Origin of the sequence: Thalassospira mesophila, assembly GCF_002115755.1 — a bacterium.
Classification (GTDB): Bacteria; Pseudomonadota; Alphaproteobacteria; order Rhodospirillales; family Thalassospiraceae; genus Thalassospira; species Thalassospira mesophila.
On record NZ_JFKA01000001.1, the window covers coordinates 258,264 to 277,762 of the forward strand.

General features: G+C 55.2%; 16 protein-coding genes. 8 read left to right on the plus strand and 8 right to left on the minus strand.

Annotation, left to right across the window (positions count from 1 at the left end):
• The first annotated feature begins 28 nt into the window (after positions 1-28).
• Positions 29-1,318 carry a penicillin-binding protein activator gene (locus TMES_RS01215; protein ID WP_245835158.1) on the plus strand — a complete coding sequence of 430 codons (1,290 nt, stop codon included), beginning with the start codon at positions 29-31 and terminating at the stop codon, positions 1,316-1,318.
• Between the two features lie 64 nt (positions 1,319-1,382).
• Here TMES_RS01215 and nth read toward each other — a convergent pair whose 3' ends face one another.
• A complete protein-coding gene (gene nth / locus TMES_RS01220) occupies positions 1,383-2,024 on the minus strand; it encodes an endonuclease III (RefSeq protein ID WP_085579762.1) in 642 nt (213 codons plus the stop codon).
• A gap of 308 nt (positions 2,025-2,332) precedes the next feature.
• Here nth and TMES_RS01230 point away from each other — a divergent pair, with 308 nt between their 5' ends.
• From TMES_RS01230 to dnaJ, 3 genes are all read left to right on the plus strand, one after another.
• Positions 2,333-2,824 (plus strand): DUF2244 domain-containing protein, encoded by a 492-nt coding sequence (locus TMES_RS01230; RefSeq protein WP_085578657.1) that lies wholly within the window; start codon positions 2,333-2,335, stop codon positions 2,822-2,824.
• Positions 2,825-3,138: 314 nt separating this feature from the next.
• Entirely contained in the window at positions 3,139-5,049 is a 1,911-nt protein-coding gene (dnaK, locus tag TMES_RS01235) for a molecular chaperone DnaK (RefSeq protein WP_085578659.1), read from the plus strand.
• Positions 5,050-5,155: 106 nt separating this feature from the next.
• Positions 5,156-6,295, plus strand: coding sequence for a molecular chaperone DnaJ (dnaJ, locus tag TMES_RS01240; protein WP_085578661.1), 1,140 nt, complete (start codon positions 5,156-5,158; stop codon positions 6,293-6,295).
• A 235-nt stretch (positions 6,296-6,530) separates the two neighbouring features.
• Here dnaJ and TMES_RS01245 read toward each other — a convergent pair whose 3' ends face one another.
• The 3 genes from TMES_RS01245 to TMES_RS01255 all read right to left on the minus strand — a co-directional run bounded on the left by TMES_RS01245 (position 6,531) and on the right by TMES_RS01255 (position 9,324).
• On the minus strand, positions 6,531-7,223 hold the full coding sequence (locus TMES_RS01245) for an O-methyltransferase (protein WP_085578663.1): 693 nt from the start codon (positions 7,221-7,223) through the stop codon (positions 6,531-6,533).
• A gap of 169 nt (positions 7,224-7,392) precedes the next feature.
• Complete coding sequence (locus TMES_RS01250; protein ID WP_085578665.1) at positions 7,393-8,232, minus strand: AraC family transcriptional regulator; 840 nt, start codon at positions 8,230-8,232, stop codon at positions 7,393-7,395.
• 174 nt (positions 8,233-8,406) lie between these two features.
• The gene (locus TMES_RS01255) at positions 8,407-9,324 is read right to left on the minus strand and encodes an NAD(P)/FAD-dependent oxidoreductase (protein WP_085578667.1); all 918 of its coding nucleotides are present in this window, start codon (positions 9,322-9,324) and stop codon (positions 8,407-8,409) included.
• 175 nt (positions 9,325-9,499) lie between these two features.
• Here TMES_RS01255 and TMES_RS01260 point away from each other — a divergent pair, with 175 nt between their 5' ends.
• Positions 9,500-9,970 (plus strand): Rrf2 family transcriptional regulator, encoded by a 471-nt coding sequence (locus TMES_RS01260; RefSeq protein WP_085578669.1) that lies wholly within the window; start codon positions 9,500-9,502, stop codon positions 9,968-9,970.
• A 23-nt stretch (positions 9,971-9,993) separates the two neighbouring features.
• Here TMES_RS01260 and TMES_RS01265 read toward each other — a convergent pair whose 3' ends face one another.
• Positions 9,994-10,917 (minus strand): LysR family transcriptional regulator, encoded by a 924-nt coding sequence (locus TMES_RS01265; RefSeq protein ID WP_085578671.1) that lies wholly within the window; start codon positions 10,915-10,917, stop codon positions 9,994-9,996.
• Between the two features lie 94 nt (positions 10,918-11,011).
• Between TMES_RS01265 and TMES_RS01270 the strand changes: the two genes are divergently transcribed.
• The gene (locus TMES_RS01270) at positions 11,012-11,911 is read left to right on the plus strand and encodes an aldo/keto reductase family oxidoreductase (RefSeq protein WP_085578673.1); all 900 of its coding nucleotides are present in this window, start codon (positions 11,012-11,014) and stop codon (positions 11,909-11,911) included.
• A 180-nt stretch (positions 11,912-12,091) separates the two neighbouring features.
• Complete coding sequence (dapB, locus tag TMES_RS01275) at positions 12,092-12,892, plus strand: 4-hydroxy-tetrahydrodipicolinate reductase (RefSeq protein ID WP_085578675.1); 801 nt, start codon at positions 12,092-12,094, stop codon at positions 12,890-12,892.
• Positions 12,893-13,056: 164 nt separating this feature from the next.
• Here the strand turns inward: dapB and polA are convergent, their stop codons facing one another.
• A complete protein-coding gene (polA, locus tag TMES_RS01280; protein ID WP_085578677.1) occupies positions 13,057-15,888 on the minus strand; it encodes a DNA polymerase I in 2,832 nt (943 codons plus the stop codon).
• A gap of 183 nt (positions 15,889-16,071) precedes the next feature.
• Here polA and TMES_RS01285 point away from each other — a divergent pair, with 183 nt between their 5' ends.
• Positions 16,072-16,941, plus strand: coding sequence for a hypothetical protein (locus TMES_RS01285; RefSeq protein ID WP_085578679.1), 870 nt, complete (start codon positions 16,072-16,074; stop codon positions 16,939-16,941).
• A gap of 264 nt (positions 16,942-17,205) precedes the next feature.
• On the opposite strand, the gene TMES_RS01290 is transcribed toward TMES_RS01285, so the two are convergent.
• Positions 17,206-18,516 carry a bifunctional folylpolyglutamate synthase/dihydrofolate synthase gene (locus tag TMES_RS01290; RefSeq protein ID WP_143589500.1) on the minus strand — a complete coding sequence of 437 codons (1,311 nt, stop codon included), beginning with the start codon at positions 18,514-18,516 and terminating at the stop codon, positions 17,206-17,208.
• A 2-nt stretch (positions 18,517-18,518) separates the two neighbouring features.
• Positions 18,519-19,451, minus strand: a complete 933-nt coding sequence (accD, locus tag TMES_RS01295) for an acetyl-CoA carboxylase, carboxyltransferase subunit beta (protein WP_085578681.1) — start codon at positions 19,449-19,451, stop codon at positions 18,519-18,521.
• Between the last annotated feature and the right edge of the window lie 48 nt (positions 19,452-19,499).

Here is a 19,499-nt window from a genome sequence, read left to right on the forward strand (position 1 = left end):
GGGCGCGTGCAGTTCGGACCTGACTAGCATGGATTCAAATCGTGAGCCAGCGCCTGTTGTCACCAATAACGGCCCCGATACGGCCACACGTGCGCCCAATCAGGGCTTGATTGGCGAACCCAGCCCGTTTGACGGCATGCCGGGCGACGGTCAGGTTCTGTCGGGTCTTTATAACGACGAAGCTGCCACCACCGATAAACGGGTGGCATTGTTATTGCCTTTATCGGGTCCGCACGGCGATTTGGGCCGGGCGATGCGCCATGCCGCCGAACTGGCATTGTTTGATGCGGCGGGCGATGATTTTGTCTTGATGCCGATCGATACCGAAGGCAGCTATGAAGGCGGGCGACTGGCGGCGCAAAAGGCGATTAATGCCGGTGCCAAGCTGATTTTGGGTCCGCTGTTTTCCGACTCGGTCACCGGGGCCGGTGAAATTGCCAAACAGGCCCATGTGCCGGTTCTGTCCTTTTCCAACAATATCCGTGCCGCCGAACCGGGCGTCTGGGTTAATGGCCTGTCGCCGGAAGACCAGATCAAACGGGCCGCAGCCTATGCGGTCAGCCAGGGCAAATATCGTTTCGCCGCCCTGTTGCCGCAAAACGATTATGGAAGGCAAATTTCGGCCTCGCTGGACGGTATCATCACCAGTGCCGGTGGCAGCATGGGGCAGGTGGCATTTTACCAGCCCGGCAGCGATGCGATGGAGCAAACGGTCAAGGATTTTGCCAATTATGGCTCGCGTCATGCGGCTTTGCTGGCACGCAAAAGAGAGTTGGAGGCCGATGGCTCCAGCGCTTCGGAACGGGCCCTGCAGCGGCTTGAAGGGCTTGATACCCTTGGCGATCCCGATTTTAACGCGTTGATCTTGCCCGCGACCGGCGGTGATTTGCGTCAGGTCTCGGCGTTGCTGGCCTATTATGATGTCGATCCGGGAACGGTTCAGTATATCGGGACGTTTGGCTGGAATGATTCAAGCCTGTTTGCCGAACCAGCCCTGAGTGGCGGGGTTTTTGCCGCCCCCGAACCGGGCAACTGGAGCGCCTTTTCCAGGCGCTATAGCAAAACATTTGGCACGGCACCGCCCCGTATTGCCAGCCTGTCTTATGACAGCACGGCACTGGCGGCTGTTCTGGCAGGATCAGCCACCGGCATCACCATGGACGGGCTGACCAATGTAACCGGGTTTTCCGGGATCGATGGTGTTTTTCGTTTAAATGCCGATGGCCGGACCCAGCGCGGGTATGCTGTGATGCAAATCTCGCGCAGTGGCGCGAAAATGGTCAGCCCGGCTCCGGCGGCATTTGATGCGGTATTTTGATCTGTTCGCAGTCTGATCGAACAGCCTGAACCGCTAAACAAACCACATAAATTCACCCGCCCGGTTATTCCGCGGCGGGTGTTTTGTCTTTGAAATTGCAAAGGTCGTTGACAATGCAGTCCGGGCAACGCGGGCTGCGGGCCTTGCAAATGTAACGGCCATGCAAAATCATCCAGTGATGGGAATGATGTAAGAACCGTTTGGGGATTTTCTTTTCCAAAGCCTTTTCCACCGCCAGCGGGGTTTTGCCCTTGGCCATGCCGGTGCGATTGCCAAGGCGGAAAATATGGGTATCGACCGCAATGGTCGGTTCGCCAAAGGCAATATTGCGCACCACATTGGCGGTTTTACGGCCGACACCGGGCAGTTCTTCCAGCGCGTCCTGATCATTGGGAACAATGCCGCCATGTTTTTCGACCAGAATTTTCGCCGCCGCCATAATGTTTTTGGCCTTGCCGCGATAAAGGCCAATGGTGCGCACATGGCTGATCAGGGCTTCTTCGCCAAGGGCGAGCATGTCTTGCGGGGTTGCCACAATTTCAAACAGCTTTTTAGTGGCCTTGTTCACCCCCACATCGGTGGCCTGTGCCGATAAGGCGACCGCGACAAGCAAGGTATAAACATTTGTGTAATCCAGCTCGCCTTTCGGTTCGGGGTCGGCATCGGACAGGCGCTGGAAAAATTCTTCGATGGCGGCTTTGCTCATCGGGCGCGAGGTTGGAAGGGGCATGGCTCTCTGCTTTTTATGGCGCTTTGGTAATGGCAGGATAACGGAGCAATAACGGACCGTCCGGTTTTTGATTGTTGCTATTTATATGTCGCGGGAGCGGGAAGGTCGAATTTTGTTTGTGATCAGGCTGGAGTGATTCCAGATTTTCCGACATCATAAGGTGTTGCCAATGGCAATCGCGTTGACCCTGAAGATGGCCAAACCGGAACAAGCACCCTGAATTTTCACCCTTGCGGGGCGAATTGCGGGGGCAATGCCGGGTCTGGCGCAGGATGTGATACAACATGGCGAACATACCGCGTACCGAAAAACCGGTTTTTAAAACCGACCTTCACCCGCAACGATCGTTAACGCGGCGCGGGGCACGCAGGCTTGTTTTGTGTGTGGGCGGGGTGACCACATCGCTGGGGGTGTTGTTCTGGTCGATGGGGGCGTGGCCCATTGCCGGGTTTATGGGAATTGACGTTGCGCTTTTGTCTTTTGCGTTCCATTTAAACTTTCAGTCCGCCCGGCGCGGCGAGATGATTGAACTGCGGCGCAGTGTTTTGCGGCTGACCCGCATATCGGCACGCGGGGTGCGCGAGGAATTTGATTTTCAGACCTACTGGGTGCAGGTGGTGATGACGCCACAAGATGCGACGCGCAGTATTCTGGTTTTGCGCAGCCATGGCCGCGATATGGAAATTGCGCCGTTTTTGGGCGAGGATGCCAAGCAGGAACTGGCAAATACCCTGCGCGAGAAGCTTTTAATTTGTCGGGGCGGGATGGCTGTTTGATGATTGTGTGAAAAAACACCTGTGGCCAAACCGACAGAAAAATCGCATAAATCGGGCTGAAATGGCTGGAAATGCTGTTGTTGAGCCAGACTTTGGGACCAGTTATGGCCAGACTGCGGCAGTTTGCGGCGAAAAAACCGTAAAGAATCCCCATTTTCACGGCTTGCGACTTTGTTTTGACTTTCATATATAGGTGCGCGGGGTGATTGCCCCGTGGACAAAACGCTATTACAACCATTGGTCCCAGGAGGTCCTGCGCGGCGCTTCAAGGCGAAGGCTGCGGGACGGGCCGGCCGCTAAAAGAGGAACGAATTATGGGCAAGATTATCGGTATTGACCTTGGCACCACCAATTCCTGCGTTGCAGTGATGGATGGTAAAGAAGGTCGGGTTATTGAAAACAGCGAAGGCGCACGTACCACGCCGTCGATGGTGGCTTTCACCAATGATGGCGAGCGCCTTGTGGGTCAGCCGGCAAAACGCCAGGCTGTGACCAACCCGGAAAACACCCTGTTTGCGATCAAGCGCCTGATTGGCCGTCGCATGGGTGATGCGGAAGTCGAAAAAGATAAAGACCTGGTACCGTACAAAATTGTCGGCGGTGAAAACGGCGACGCATGGGTCGAAATCAATGGCGAGAAAATGGCGCCAAGCCAGATCTCCGCAATGATCCTGCAGAAGATGAAAGAAACCGCCGAAGCCCACCTGGGCGAGCCGGTAACCGAAGCGGTTATTACCGTTCCGGCATATTTCAACGATTCGCAGCGTCAGGCCACCAAGGATGCCGGTAAAATTGCCGGTCTTGAAGTCAAACGTATCATCAACGAACCGACTGCTGCGGCCCTGGCCTATGGCCTGGACAAAAAAGAAGGCGGCACCGTTGTTGTTTATGACCTTGGCGGCGGCACCTTTGACGTCTCGGTTCTTGAAATCGGCGATGGCGTTTTTGAAGTTAAATCAACCAACGGCGATACGTTCCTTGGTGGTGAAGACTTTGACAAACAGATCATTGATTATCTGGCTGACGAGTTCAAAAAAGAACAGCAGATCGACCTTCGCAAGGACCGTCTGGCCCTGCAGCGCCTGAAAGAAGCCGCTGAAAAAGCCAAGATCGAACTGTCTTCCTCGATGCAGACCGAAGTCAACCTGCCGTTCATTACCGCAGACCAGGCTGGTCCGAAGCATTTGAACGTCAAACTTACCCGTGCCAAACTTGAAGCACTGGTTGGCGATCTGATCGACCGCACCATGACGCCTTGCAAGGCGGCGCTCAAGGATGCCGGTATTACGGCAGGCGAAATTGATGACGTGATCCTGGTGGGCGGCATGACCCGTATGCCCAAGGTTCAGGAACGCGTTAAGGAATTTTTCGGTCGCGAACCGCACAAGGGCGTGAACCCTGATGAAGTTGTGGCACTGGGTGCTGCTATTCAGGGTGGTGTCTTGCAGGGTGACGTTAAAGACGTTCTGCTGCTTGACGTAACCCCGCTGTCGCTGGGTATTGAAACCCTTGGTGGTGTGTTTACCCGTTTGATCGACCGTAACACCACGATCCCGACCCGCAAGTCGCAGACTTTCTCGACGGCGGAAGACAACCAGACGGCTGTGACCATTCGTGTGTTCCAGGGTGAACGCGAAATGGCCGCCGACAACAAGATGCTGGGTCAGTTTGACCTGGTTGGTTTGCCGACTGCACCGCGTGGGGTGCCGCAGATCGAAGTCACCTTTGACATTGATGCCAACGGCATCGTCAATGTGTCGGCCAAGGACAAGGCAACCAACAAGGAACAGCAGATTCGCATTCAGGCATCTGGTGGTTTGTCGGACGACGAAATCGAAAAAATGGTCAAGGATGCCGAATCCAATGCCGATAGCGACAAGCAGCGCAAAGCGCTGGTTGAAGCCCGCAACCAGGCAGAAGCCCTTGTTCATTCGACCGAGAAGAACATTGCTGAACATGGTGACAAGGTTGACGCCAACACCAAATCAATGATCGAGGATGCCTTGGCTTCGTTGAAGGAAGCCAAGGAAGGTGAAGACCCCGAGGTGATCACCACCAAGATCAATGAACTTCAGCAGGCCGCCATGAAACTTGGTGAAGCCATGTATCAGGCCCAGCAGGCAGAAGATGGCGATGCGCCAGCATCTGATTCTGCTGACAAGGCTGACGATGGCGTTGTGGATGCCGACTTTGAAGAAGTCGACGACACCAAAAAAGACAAGTAAGACGACCGGTGCGGTCGTCTAGGCACGCCGCCCTGTAACTCGTGACGGGCCGTTCAGCACAAATGTTAAATGTGTGGACGGCCCGCCCGTATTTCCGGAGTAACGGATGGCGAAACAGGATTATTATGCGCTTTTGGGCGTGAGCAAGGATGCCAGCGCAGCCGAGCTCAAAGCTGCCTATCGTAAAATGGCAGTCAAATACCACCCGGATAAAAATCCGGACGATTCGGTTGCCGAAGCAAAGTTTAAAGAAGTTAGCGAAGCCTACGAGGTTCTTAAAGACGCCGAGAAACGTGCAGCCTATGACCGGTTCGGCCATGCGGCCTTTGAACAGGGCGGCGGCGGCGGCGGTGGCCCGTTTGGCGGTGGTGGTTTCGGCGGCGGCGGGTTTGCCGACGTGTTCGACGAAATTTTCGGTGCCATGGGCGGCGGTGGCCGCCGGGGTGCGTCGCCCAATCGCGGGGCCGATCTGCGCTATAACATGGCGATTTCGCTCGAAGATGCCTTTAATGGCAAAAAGTCGGAAATCACCATTCCCGGCTCGGTTCAGTGCGACGCCTGCGATGGCAGCGGCGCGGAATCGGGGTCTCAACCGGTAACCTGCCCGACCTGTAATGGTCACGGCAAGGTACGGTCCCAGCAGGGCTTCTTTACGGTCGAACGCACCTGTCCGTCCTGTCATGGCCAGGGCAAGATCGTTAAAAACCCGTGCAAGGTTTGCCACGGGGCGGGTCGTGTTGAAAAACAGAAAAACCTGCAAGTAACGATTCCTGCCGGGGTTGAAGACGGCACGCGCATTCGTTTGGCTGGTGAAGGTGAAGCCGGCGCCCATAACGCGCCGTCGGGCGATCTGTATATCTTTTTGGATATTCAGCCGCATCGCTTTTTCCAGCGCGAAGGGGCCAATCTGCTATGCCGGATTCCGATCCCCATGACCAAAGCGGCCCTAGGCGGAACGATTGAAGTTCCGACCATCGAAGGCACGCGCACGCGCATTAACATCCCGGCGGGCACCCAGTCTGGCCAGCAGTTGCGTTTGCGCAACAAGGGGATGACGGTGCTGCGCTCGCAAGCGCGCGGCGACATGTTTGTCGAGGTCAGCGTCGAAACGCCGGTTCATTTGTCGGAACGGCAAAAAGAGCTTCTGAGCGAATTTGACGACATTTCGCGCAAAGATGGCAGCCACCCTGAATCCGAAGGGTTCTTTTCCAAGATGAAAGAAATCTGGAAAGACCTGACGGATTGAGTTCCGTGGCCTGACGGGCTTGCGGATGCCATTGGCATCACGTTAAGAGCATAAACCCCCGCATGATTTTTGAACTGACCCCCGAAAGTTGGACACCAACCTTCGGGGGTTTTTCGTTGGTTGTTTTACATAGTCCGGCAGACGTCAGGTGACGGGCATGTAGAACTTTACAGTGACGGGCGGGGGATCAAAATTTCCCCGCTGTCATAGAAATATCGGTGCCGGAATGCGCGGATTATCTTGTTTTGATTGTATATTCATTGCCGCGCCCCGAATCGAATGGCAGCGGAAGCGAGAGATAACCGTTTTGCGGATTACGGACATAATCAATATAGCCCGAGGCTTCTTTTAGCGCATTTTCACCGATGATTACGGCACCTGGTTTCAGGTGAGGTTCGAGCAGTTTGAGAATGGGCAGATACAAAGTGAAGGCCCCGTCGAGCATCACCATGTCGATGTCGCCGCCAACGCCGGGTTTGAGGGTTTCACGGGCATCACCGACCCGAAACTCGACCAGATCGGCCAACCCGGCGGCGGCGACGTTTGCCTTTGCCCGCTTGGCTTTGCCAGGTTCGAACTCGGTTCCGATCAGGCTGCCGCCGCCCATGTCATGCAGTGCTGCGGCCATATAGATCGCGGAAATTCCCATTGATGAACCGAACTCTACAATACGCTTGGCCTTGCAGCTTCGTGCGCACATATAGAGAAACTGCCCAAATTCGGCAGAAACATTGAGGAAGTTTCCAGCAAAACCGTGATAAAGCCCTTCCAAATCCCGGTTTTCGGCATCAATGAATTGGGCGATTATTTGGTCATGGCTGGTGGCCTTGTCCTCATAGGATCGCGCTAACTGTTGGTCGGCGGCGTCTGCTTCGTTATGCAGGCGTTTGAGAATTTCGGCGACGGTGCCGCTGCTAAGTGAACTCATATTCTGGCTCTTTCAAAAGGGGTTTTTCCGATAACCGATTGAAGCCGGGTCGATCGGTGTCAGGGCCAAAATACGTTTTCCATGATGTGACTACATTAGGAAAAAGTGACAAAATATTGCTATTTATGGTCAATGGGTTTTCAGGAGCCATGTGCGCATGGCATCTGGTTCATATAGCGGCACGGCGGTCCGCCAGATATCGTGCCGGGGGTTTGCCCAATGCCTTGCGGAACATGGTAACAAAGGCGCTTGCACCCTCATAGCCAAGGTCAAGTGCTACGTTCTGGACCGATGCCCCCTGGTCAAGGCGCTGCAATGCCGTGAGGATGTGGAGTTGCTGGCGCCAGCGGCCAAAGCTCATACCTGTTTCGCGTTGCAGGGTACGGGTCAAGGTGCGCGGAGCAATGGCCAAACGCTGCGCCCAATCGTTGATTGTTGCGCGGTCGGATGGATTGGCCATCATTGCACTGGCGAGTTTGCGCAGCTTGGCATTGACCGGCATCGGGAAGTTCAGCTTTTCAACCGGTGCCAACGAGAGCTGGTCAAGTAACACTGTGGCCAGACGCCCGTCGGTGCCGTCTATATCGTACATCACGGGCATGCGGGTGGCGTGCATGATCAAATGCTCCAGCAAGGGCGAGATCGACAGGGTGCAGCAATGGTGAGGCAATACCGTTGCGGTATCGGGCTCCACAAACAGGCAATAGACCTCGACATTTCCGGCGAAGGAAACGCTGTGCGTCATGCTACCGGGAATCCACACCGCACAGCGTGGTGGTACAATCCAGACACTTTGGTCTGCCTCGCACTTAACGACGCCCCGCAGGGTCAGAACAAGCTGGGCTTTGCGGTGTGCATGAATGGCCAGCTCCATTCCCTTGGTAACCATTTCGCCGCCAATGGCGACAACAGCGCGAGGTACTTCCTCGGGCGAGAAATCAGCGCCATCCGTGCCGTCAGCATCATCATAAGCGTCCGGGGCGTTTTCATTTTGACGATAATACGGCATGGCGGTGGCTATTGATCCGAATGTGAATGACTGGATAGGGCAATATTAGTCGATAATTGTGACTTTAAACATAAAAGCCCCCGAAGGTTGATGTCCAACTTTCGGGGGCAGTTCATTTTCGGGGCCGTTGCAATTTTTGGTGCGGGCGTTTCATTCGCCTTGTGGGGGTCGTTTTTACGCATCATCCCAGAACATAAGCGAGTGGTGGGCGGCGGCACCGGCACGACCGCCATTGCCCACAGCCAGCGCCACCGCCCCCGCACCCAGCATGTTGTCGCCGCAGGCAAACACGCCGGGAATGGATGTTTCCATCATGGCGTCGGTTTGGATAAAGGCGCCAAGAGGCCCGTCGGCAAATGTGCAACCAAGCTGCTGTGCGAGCGGGCTTGTGACATCGGTGCGGGTTTGAATTAACAGACCGGCCAGGTGGATTTGGCGGCCATCTTCAAGGATCATTGTGGCCTTATCGCCGGTAATTTTGCGAACGGGTGTGCGTTCCAGCGTGACATGGCGGCGTGCGAGTTGGGACAGTTGGGTTTCATCGGGATCAAACGCGTTATTGAGAAAAAGGGTGGTCGGGCCCCAGTCGGGCAGCATCAAGGCCTGATGCATGGCCAGTGCCGAGCTTGCCAGAACGCCCATTGCTTGCTGGTTTAGCTCGTAGCCGTGGCAATAGGGACAATGAAAAACCGACCCGCCCCAGCGTTCGGCGATACCGGGAATATCGGGCAGGGTGTCGGTAACGCCGGTGGCCAGGATCAGGGCACGGGCCGATAATTTAAGGCCATCTTGCGTTTCAACTTCAAGCAGGCGACCGCTGCGCCGGGCGGTAATGGCAAGGTCGTTTTTCCAGCTGAGCGTAGGGTATTTCATAAGCTGGGCACGGGCATCGGCGAGGATGTCGTTGGGCGCGCGGCCATCCTGCCCCAGAAAACCGTAGGAGGCCTTGGCAAAGCGGTTGCGGGGCAAACCGCCATCAAGCACCAGAACATTTTTGCGGGCGCGAACCAGTTGCAAACTGGCAGACATACCGGAAAAACTGCCGCCAATGACAATGACATCGTAATCATAGACACCGTAATCGTATTCCATGACGCGTCCTTTCAAGGGTGAATTTGCGGATCAAAATAACCGCGATATTTTATGTAACTTATGAAGTTTCATAACCGGGGTAAAAGGAACTCGTCAAGAAAATTTGTAACTTTGTTTGTTACGTGTGATGAAATTTGCTAGAAAGCGCCAACAACCAGCCAGGAGAGTGACCCCGATGCGACAGGACCATCGTCTTTCGCGGATGTTGCATGTGCTGATCCATCTGGATCGCCATCGCAAACACGCAACGTCCGACGAAATTGCCGCCATGTTGCGCACCAACCCGGTTGTTGTGCGCCGGACATTGGGGGGATTGCGCAAGGCGGGACTGGTGACGTCGGAAAAGGGGCATGGCGGCGGCTGGCGGCTGGCGCGGGGATTGGCCGATATCAGCCTGCGCGACATTTATGCCGCCTTGGGCGAACCGCCATTATTTGCCATTGGCAATGCGCAGGATGACCCCGATTGTCTGGTGGAAAAAGCAGTCAACAGCGCGATTGACGACACACTGGGTGAGGCACAGGCCCTGATGCTGGACCGGTTTGCAACCGTTACCCTGGCCGATATTGCCGCCGACTTTGACCGGCGACTATTGGATTACCCCGCCGAAGCGCAGCGCTTTGGGCATGTCCATATCGAGGAATAAACCAGATTATCAGAGGCGGGATTTTATAATTCGCGGGCAGCAGGTGACACAGGCCAGGCGCGGACAAAATCGATAAAGGCGCGCAAGGGGGAGGGCACCAGCCGCCGCCCCGGATAATAAAGTTTGGGACCGGGAAAGGATGGCCACCAGTCTTGCAGGATCGGAACCAGTGATCCGTCGTTAAAATAAGGCTGAAGCCAGCCTTCAAACAGATACATAATGCCGATGCCGGCTTTGGCGACATCAACGGCCAGATCGGTTCCGCCACCGGGCCGCATGATGAAGGGGCCGTTTACGGCGACCTCAACCGTTTCGCCGTCTTTTTCAAATTCCCACGGAAACATTGCGCCACTGGCAAAGCGACCGCGAATACAAGCATGGTTTAAAAGGTCTTTTGGATGTTGCGGGGTTGGGTGTTGCGCAAGATAGGACGGTGCCGCGGCGGCGGCAAAACGCTGTTTGCGAGGGCCAATCGGAAGGGCGATCATGTCTTGTTCCAGCCGTTCGTCATAGCGAATGCCGGCATCGCAACCCGCTGCCATCAAGTCGACAAAACTTTCCTCGGTAATGACTTCAAGCAGGATATCAGGATAACGGGCGAGAAAGGCCGGGATGATTTCGCGCAATGCCAGCCGCGCAGCACTGACCGGTATATTCAGGCGTAATGTTCCTGCCGGGCGGTCGCGATAGCCATTCACCACATCAAGCGCATTTTCAACTTCGCCAAGGGCAGGTGCCAGCCGCTCAAGCAAGCTTGAACCTGCCTCGGTCAGTGAAACGTTGCGGGTGGTCCGGTTAAACAACCGCACCCCAAGGCGGGTTTCAAGGCGGCGAATGGCATCGCTAAGCGCAGATGCACTGCCGCCGCTAAGCCGCGCACCTTCGCGAAAGCCATTGGCACGGGCAACCGTGATAAAAGCATTCAATTCGCCGAGATCGATATTCATTGTTCAGATATCCGTACAAGTTGTTCTGATTGTGCCTGATTGTCGATCAGCATGGCAAGGACTAGCTTTGGGGGAGCCACAAAGGAGGTTTCACATGTCTATTATTGAACAGTCGGGCACATTCGAAATTGCCGGCCATAGCGTAAAACGGATGGGATATGGGGCCATGCAACTGGCAGGCGCTGGTGTTTTTGGCCCGCCGCGCGACCCGGAGGGGGCAGTTAATGTGCTGCGCGCCGCCCGTGAGGCCGGGATCAACCATATTGATACCAGCGATTTTTACGGCCCCCATGTGACCAACCAGCTGATTAAAAAGGCGTTGCATCCTTATGCTGATGATTTGCTGATTGTGACCAAGATCAGCGCGCGGCGCGATGAAAAGGGCGGCTGGATACCGGCATTGTCAGCCGATGAGCTGACCGCTGCGGTGCATGATAATTTGCGCAATTTGGGCCTTGAGGCGCTTGATGTGGTTAATTTCCGCAGCATGCACGGTTTGCACGGCCCGGCAGAGGGCTCCATCGCTGAACCGTTTTCGGTGTTGGCGGATTTGAAAAAGCAGGGGCTGATCCGGCATTTGGGCCTTAGCAACGTGACGCCAACGCAAATTCGCGAAGGGCAGGCAATTACCGATATTGCCTGTGTGCAAAACCAGTATAATCTGGCGCACCGCCATGATGATGCGTTGATTGATGATCTGGCAAAGCAGAATATCGCCTATGTGCCGTTCTTCCCGCTGGGCGGGTTTTCGCCGCTGCAATCGCAGATTTTATCCGATATTGCCGCCCGCCTGAACCTGACGCCGATGCAGGTTGCCCTTGCCTGGTTGTTACAGCGTGCGCCGAATATTTTGCTTATTCCCGGCACGTCTTCGTTGGCACATTTGCATGAAAATATTGCAGCGTCGGCTGTTACCCTGACCACGGAAGTTGTGGCCGAACTTGACGGTGTCTGGCTGGCTGCGAAGGAAGCATCAGGAGAGGAGCATTCTTAAACGATCAAACCGGTCGCGGTTTTAAAAACACGGTCCGTTGGACAGAAACGGGGTAGTGCCATACGCGCCACCCTTTTTGCAGGGATGGTCGTTTCTGCGCGGTTCCTGTCATTTCATCGTGTCATGTGATGTGCTAAAGCAAACATCATATTGGATGGAATTTGCCTTTGGGAGGCCAGAATGAAGATCGGGATTGTCGGATGTGCCGGACGTATGGGACGGATGCTGGTTGTGGAAACGGCCAAAACCAAAGGCTGTGACATTGGCGGTGGCACGGATGTGCCGGGTGGTTCGTTTGTTGGCAAGGACATTGCCCTGATTGCCGGGTTGGAAGAATGCGGCATTGCCATTGGCGATGATCCCAAAGCCCTGTTTGGCGAGGTTGATGCGGTGATTGATTTCACCACCCCGACCGCCACGATGAAACATGCGGCATTGGCCGCCGAAACCGGAACGGTTCTGGTGATTGGCACCACCGGCCTGTCGGCGGATCAAAAAGCGGAATTAAAACAGGCGGCGCAAAAAACCGCGATTGTTTTTGCCCCGAATATGAGTGTCGGCGTTAATCTGGCCTTTGCCCTGGTCGAAAAGGTTGCTGCGATCCTTGATAAGGAAACCGCCGATATTGAAATTGTGGAAATGCACCACAAACACAAGGTTGATGCGCCATCGGGCACGGCATTAGGGCTGGGTGAAGCCGCCGCCAGGGGCCGCGGTGTGGCATTGGATGATGTGGCCGTACGGTCGCGCGACGGGCATACCGGCGCACGCGAAGATGGTGCCATTGGCTTTGCCACCCTGCGCGGCGGCGATGTGGTGGGCGAGCATACTGTTATTTTTGCCTGCGACGGCGAACGTATTGAAATTACCCACAAGGCATCGTCACGCGAAGTGTTTGCCAAAGGTGCTGTGCGGGCCGCCAAATGGGCGTTTGGCAAGGATGCCGGGCTGTATTCGATGCAGGATATTCTGGGGCTGTAAACAGGCCGGATAATCACCGGCGATAGCTGCTGATAAGTGTTTAACATTCGGGGCTGCAGGCGTTGCCGCCCCGTTTTTTGTCAGTCGGCCAAGACAAAGCCCCAGCGAAGGATTATTTCGCTGGGGCTTTATTGTTGTTTTGCACCGGTTACCGAATTTTTTGATTAGTGGGCGTCGGCCCAGCTATTGCCAATGCCGGCATCGGCGATCAACGGCACGGTCAGGTGGGCGGCATTTTCCATCACATCGCGAATGACTTTTACCGCCCGTTCGGCTTCGTCATCCGGCGCTTCAAAAATCAATTCATCGTGGACCTGCAATAACATGCGGGTTTTAAGCCCGGCGTCGGTCAGGGCATCGGGAACCGCGATCATGGCGCGTTTGATGATGTCGGCCGCACCGCCCTGAATCGGGGCGTTAATTGCGGCCCGTTCGCCAAAGCTGCGCCGCATGCCGTTTTTATCATTGATGCCATTGATGTAAATTTTCCGACCAAACAGGGTGCGGACCATGCCGTGGGTTTTGGCAAAATCCTTGGCCCGTTCCATATAATCGCGAATGCCGGGGTAAATCTCGAAATAGGCTTCGATAAAGGCTTTGGCTTCTTTTTGGGGAATGCCCAGCTGGTTTGCCAGACCAAAGGCCGAAATGCCGTAAATGATGCCAAAGTTAATCGCCTTGGCCTTGCGCCGCACCATCGGGTCCATGCCTTCAATCGGCACACCAAACACCTTGGATGCGGTCGAGGCGTGAATATCCTCGCCGTTTTTAAAGGCGGTGCGCAGGGCATCGATTTCGGCAACATGGGCCAACAGGCGCAGCTCGATTTGCGAATAGTCGGCCGATATCAGCTTGCAGCCCTTATCGGCGATAAAGGCTGTGCGAATTTTACGGCCTTCCTCGCTTCTGATCGGGATGTTTTGCAAATTCGGCTCGTTCGACGACAAACGACCGGTATTAACATTGGTTTGGCCATAACTGGTGTGAACCCGCCCGGTTTTCGGGTTGATATGGGTCGCCAGTGCGTCGGTATACGTGCTTTTGAGTTTGGAAAGCTGGCGCCAGTCCAAAATGCGGGCAGGCAGGTCGTGGCCCTGTGCGGCCAGCCCTTCCAGCACATCGGCCCCGGTTTGCCAGGCACCGGTTTTGGTTTTTTTGCCGCCGGTCAGGCTCATTTTTTCAAACAGGATTTCGCCCAACTGCTTGGGGCTGCCCAGATTGAAAGGTTCGCCCGCCATTTCGTGAATGGTTTTTTCCAAAACGGCCATGCGGGTGGCGAAGTCGGACGACAGATTACGTAAAATATCAGCATCAATCTTTACGCCAATGCCTTCCATTTTCGCCAGCACCGGCACCAACGGCCGGTCCAGTGTTTCGTAAACGCTGGCCATATGTTCCTGCGCGATGCGGGGCTTTAGAATCCGGTGCAAACGCAGGGTAATATCGGCATCCTCGGCGGCGTAATCCAGCGCCTTGTCGAGTGGTACCTGATCGAACGTGATCTGTTTTTTGCCAGAACCGGCGACATCGGCAAATTTGATGGTTTTATAACCCAGATGCAAATCGGCCAATTCGTCCATGCCATGGCCGTGGCTGGTACCATCAAGCACATAAGACAGCACCATGGTGTCATCAATCGGCGCGACATCGATGCCATAGCGGGCAAAAATGATTTTGTCGTATTTGATGTTCTGGCCGACTTTTAAAATACCGCGATCTTCAAGCAGCGGTTTCAAAAGCTCGATCGCGCGCTTAAGCGGGATTTGTTTGGGAATGTCTTTGGCCGGGGCGGCTTCTTTTGGCTCGCTGTCAAAGTCAAAGCCGCCTTGTGCGGCACCGGTTGCAACCGGCGCGACGTCATCATCACCAAGGCCATGACCCAGCGGGATATAGCAGGCCTCGCCCGGTTTAATGGAAATGGAGATACCAACCAGTTTGGCCTGATGGGCATTAAGCGAGGTGGTTTCGGTATCAACCGCCAGCGTGCCTTCATAATCGGCCTGCGCGATCCAGTGTTTCAGCCGTTCTTCGTCCTGCACCAGTTCGTATTGGGCCTTGGTCACACTGACATCATTGACACCGGTGCCAGCCTCGGTCAGGCCATTGGCATCAACCGTGCCGCTGTATTTGGCCTTAACCTTGGCGGCCAGCGATTTGAAGCCATGGGTGGCGATAAAGGCCAGCAACACATCGGGGTCGGGTTCAAGCAGGTCAAAATCATCGACCGGGTGGGTGACCGGCACATCGGTTTTAAGGGTCACCAGATCGCGCGAAATACGGGCCAGATCGGCATTTTCGATCAGCTTTTCACGGCGTTTGGGCTGTTTGATTTCGCCTGCCCGTTCGAGCAGGCTATCAAGGTCGCCATATTCATCAATCAATTGGGCGGCGGTTTTAACCCCAATGCCGGGCACGCCAGGTACGTTATCCACCGCATCACCGGCCAGCGCCTGAACATCAATCACCTTGTTTGGTGCTACGCCAAATTTTTCCATGACCTCGGCGGCGCGAATGGTGCGGTTTTTCATCGCATCAAACATTTCCACCCGGTCGGTCACCAGCTGCATCAAATCCTTGTCCGATGATACAATAATGACGTGGGCCCCCTGTGCCTCGGCCTGGCGGGCATAGGTGGCGATCAGATCGTCGGCTTCGAACCCTTCAAGCTCGATGGATGGCAGGTTAAAGGCGCGTACCGCATCGCGGATCAGGCCAAATTGCGGGATCAGTTCTTCGGGGGGCGGCGGCCGGTGGGCTTTGTAAGCCGGATAAAAATCGTTGCGGAACGTTTTGCCCTTGGTATCAAAAATAACCGCCATATGATCGGGGCGGGTATCTTCGCGCAGTTTCATCAGCATGGTGCAAAACCCGTAAACAGCATTGACGGGGATGCCGTCCGGGCTGCTCATGGGGGGCAGGGCGTGAAACGCGCGGAAAATAAAGCCGGACCCGTCAACAAGGACGACGCGGCGGAGGGGCTGGGCAGAATCGGTCATACGATGGATGCTCGTTTTTCTCGATGAATTGGGTGGCCCGCAGAATGCCGTATAAGGCGGGCGAAGTCGAGTAGGGTGACACCGAATTGTCCAACACATCGCTTTGTGCTGACAATAACGGGTTAGGCTTGTTATGTTTTGGTGTGTAGCATACGCAACATGCACGGCAGGGATTTGAGCCAAGTGGTCAGGCGTGAGCAAAAACCGGTAAACCGGCGCGGCGAAAAGCCCGTTTATCAACCGTTCGGCAAAGGTGTCGAGGCGGCAGGGTTAACACGCGACCTTCACGACGACATGAAACTGGAAACCCGGCGTAAAAACAGCAAAAAAGCCGCCAAAGCCGAAAAAAAGGACCGCGCCAAGGCCAAACGTGCGCGCGGTGAAAGCTGGTTTTCGCGCGGACCATTAGTGCGGGCTTTTTTAACGCTGCTGCTTTTTGGCGGTGCGCTGCATGGATTATTTGTGGCGTTTGGCATTTACGACCGCAATCAGACCCTGTCAAACGGGGCGCAGTTTTTATTGGTGATCAAGCTTCTGGTCTTTGTGACCCTGATGCATCTGTTTTATCTGATGCTGATGCATTACCGCCCGATCCGCCACAAGGTGCGGGGCTTGTTTTTTATGGCGCTGGCCCCGGTGGCCGCTGTGTGCATTTTCATGATTTATGGCGGTGCTGGCATGTTTGGCAGTTTTTTGCCGATCCTGCAATTTCTGACTCTGACCATCGGGGTGGGCGGATTTATTTTATATGTTGTTGCCTATACCTGGCTGTCGGGAAAGTCGGTGCGCCGGGGATATCATATCACCCCGAACGGAGATTGGCCGGGCCGGGGCGGGGCCGATGGCTCGGGCGTGTCGGGGGGAAGATCCGGGGGTATGTCGGGGGGCAAGTCCGCAGACCGGGCGTCGCGGCGGGGCGGCAAAGCCGTTGCGTCGGCGGCCGCAAAATCAGGCAGCGATGATGCGAACCGGCCGGGCTGCACAAACCGAAGGATGGCTTCTTATCCGCCCGTAAACGGCCCGCGCAAAGGCATTGAAATCCCCGAAATATAGTACATTCGTACTGGTTGGTATGATTTAGAGTATTGTTTTACAGTGATATTTCTATAAACCTGCGCAGAATTAAAAATTGTGCCCGGCCTGGTATGTATTGCGCGAGATCGGGGTGATTAAAACGGATCTGGCGGCCTTCAGGCAGGGGGGGGCTGGTGGCGGCCCGTGTTTGTCATGGCGAACACAGCGTAATAGTCGTGCCTGACCAAGCCTATTCCGAGCTATTCTCAGAAAGGATTGGGATTATCATTTACGGATTATAAATTATGAATGGTCGGCCAGAACATGCCCGGCCAGATACAGCGAGCCCAATATCAACACACGTTTGATGTTGGGGAATTTGTTTCGCAATACCAACAAACCCGTTTGAACGCCATCGGTTGCGACCGCCGGAATACCCAGTTCCTTGGCCACGCTGACGATGTCGGCGGCATTGTGGGACTGGTGTTCGTCGCCGGGAATGACAACGCCTGCCAACCCGTCAACCAGGGCGGCGAAGGGCTTTAAAAAGGCCCCGACATCGCGGTTGCTGAGCATGCCCATAATGACCACGGTTTGCCCGTCGACCGGGTTGCGCGCCAGCCAGTCGGCAATTACGGCGGCGGCGGCAATGTTGTGGCCGCCATCGACAACCAGTTCGGCACCTTCGGGCAAAATGCGAAACATCGGGCCTTTGCGCAGGCGATGAAGCCGGGCGGGCCAAACGGCATTTTTCAGACCACGGGATATTGTTTCAAAATCGATGTTATCAGCGCCCGCCGGGGCAATACCGGCACTGCGTGCGGCAACAGCGGCGACCATGGCGTTGATATATTGATGCCGCCCGGGCAGGGCCGGGGCGGGTAAATGCACAGCTTCGCCGTCAATATGGATGTCAAAGCCATCGTCATTTTCGGCGGTGATGGCAAAATTGGTAATTAACGGCGTGCCAACCTTGCCCGCATGGCGGGTGAGCACATCAAATGCCGGTAAAACCTGCGGCGCAATCACACAAGGCGCACCGGGTTTCATGATCCCGGCCTTTTGGAAGGCGATTTTTTCGACCGTGTCGCCCAGAAATGCCTGATGATCGATCGAGACCGGGGTAATCACGCACAGGGTGGGATTAGGCAAAATATTGGTGGCATCAAAGCGGCCACCAAGCCCGGTTTCCAGCAACAACACATCGGCTTCAACCCGGGAATAGGCCAAAAAGGCCGCCGCCTGGGTGATTTCGAAATAGGTGATCTGCGCACCGGCATTGATGGTTTCGACTTCTTCAAGCAGATCGCACAGATTTTTTTCAGAAATCTGTTTGCCTGCCAGCACGATGCGTTCGTGAAAGGTCACAAGATGCGGCGAGGTCGAGGTATGAACCCGCAGACCTGCCGCCTCGTAGATAGCGCGCAGATAGGCAAGGGTCGAGCCCTTGCCATTGGTACCTGCAATGTGAATAACCGGCGGAAGTTTCAGGTGCGGATCGCCGAGCTTTTGCAACAGGGTTGCAATTCGCCCCAGGGATAAATCAATTATCTTGGGGTGAAGCAGGCCTAACCGGTGAAGAATGGCACTGCTTCGCGATGTGGACACCTGCATGGTCAGTCAGCTTTTTCCGCAGTTGCATCTTTGTTTTTGCTATCGGCCTTTTTACCATCCTTGATCGGCACCACCGATGCCCCGGGTTTGGGACGACGGATCATGTCGATCAGGCGGCCAAAGGTCGCGTTCAGTTCGCTGCGCGGTGTCACCATATCGACCATGCCATGTTCCAGCAAATATTCGGCTGTCTGGAAGTTTTCCGGCAGTTTTTCGCGAATGGTGTTTTCGATCACGCGGCGGCCGGCAAAGCCGATTTGCGCGCCCGGCTCGGCAATTTGTATATCGCCCAGCATGGCAAAGGATGCCGAAACACCGCCCGTGGTCGGGTCGGTCAGCAATACGAAATAGGGCAGGCCCTTTTCCTTGACCTTTTCAATCGCGGCCGTGGTCCGCGCCATTTGCATCAGCGACAAAATACCTTCCTGCATGCGCGCCCCGCCCGATGCCGGAACGATAATCAACGCAGCATCTTGCACAATCGCCAGTTCGGCGGCAGAAACAATGCCTTCACCAACCGCTGTTCCCATTGACCCGCCCATAAAGGAAAAGTCAAAAACAGCGATTACGGTGGCATGGCCGCCGACGGTGCCATGGGCAACCGCCAGGGCGTCTTTGAATTCTGCTTTGGCCTGAGCCGTTTTCAAACGATCAATGTATTTTTTCTGATCGCGAAAACGCAGCGGATCCACCGGCACCGAGGGCAACTCGATGGTTTGGTATTTGCCACTGTCAAACATCAGTTCGAGGCGATCACGGGCGGAAATCCGCATGTGATGGCCGCAATGCTGGCAGACATGGTTGTTCTTGGCCAGGTCGCGATGAAAAATCATCTGTTCGCAGGACGGGCATTTGTGCCAGAGATGTTCCGGCACTTCGCTGCGGCGAACCAGTTTCTGAATTTTGGGTCGGACGAATTCAGTCAGCCACGACATATCGGATATTGATCCTCGGTTTTGCCTAAATCGGTCTTGCTGGTGTGG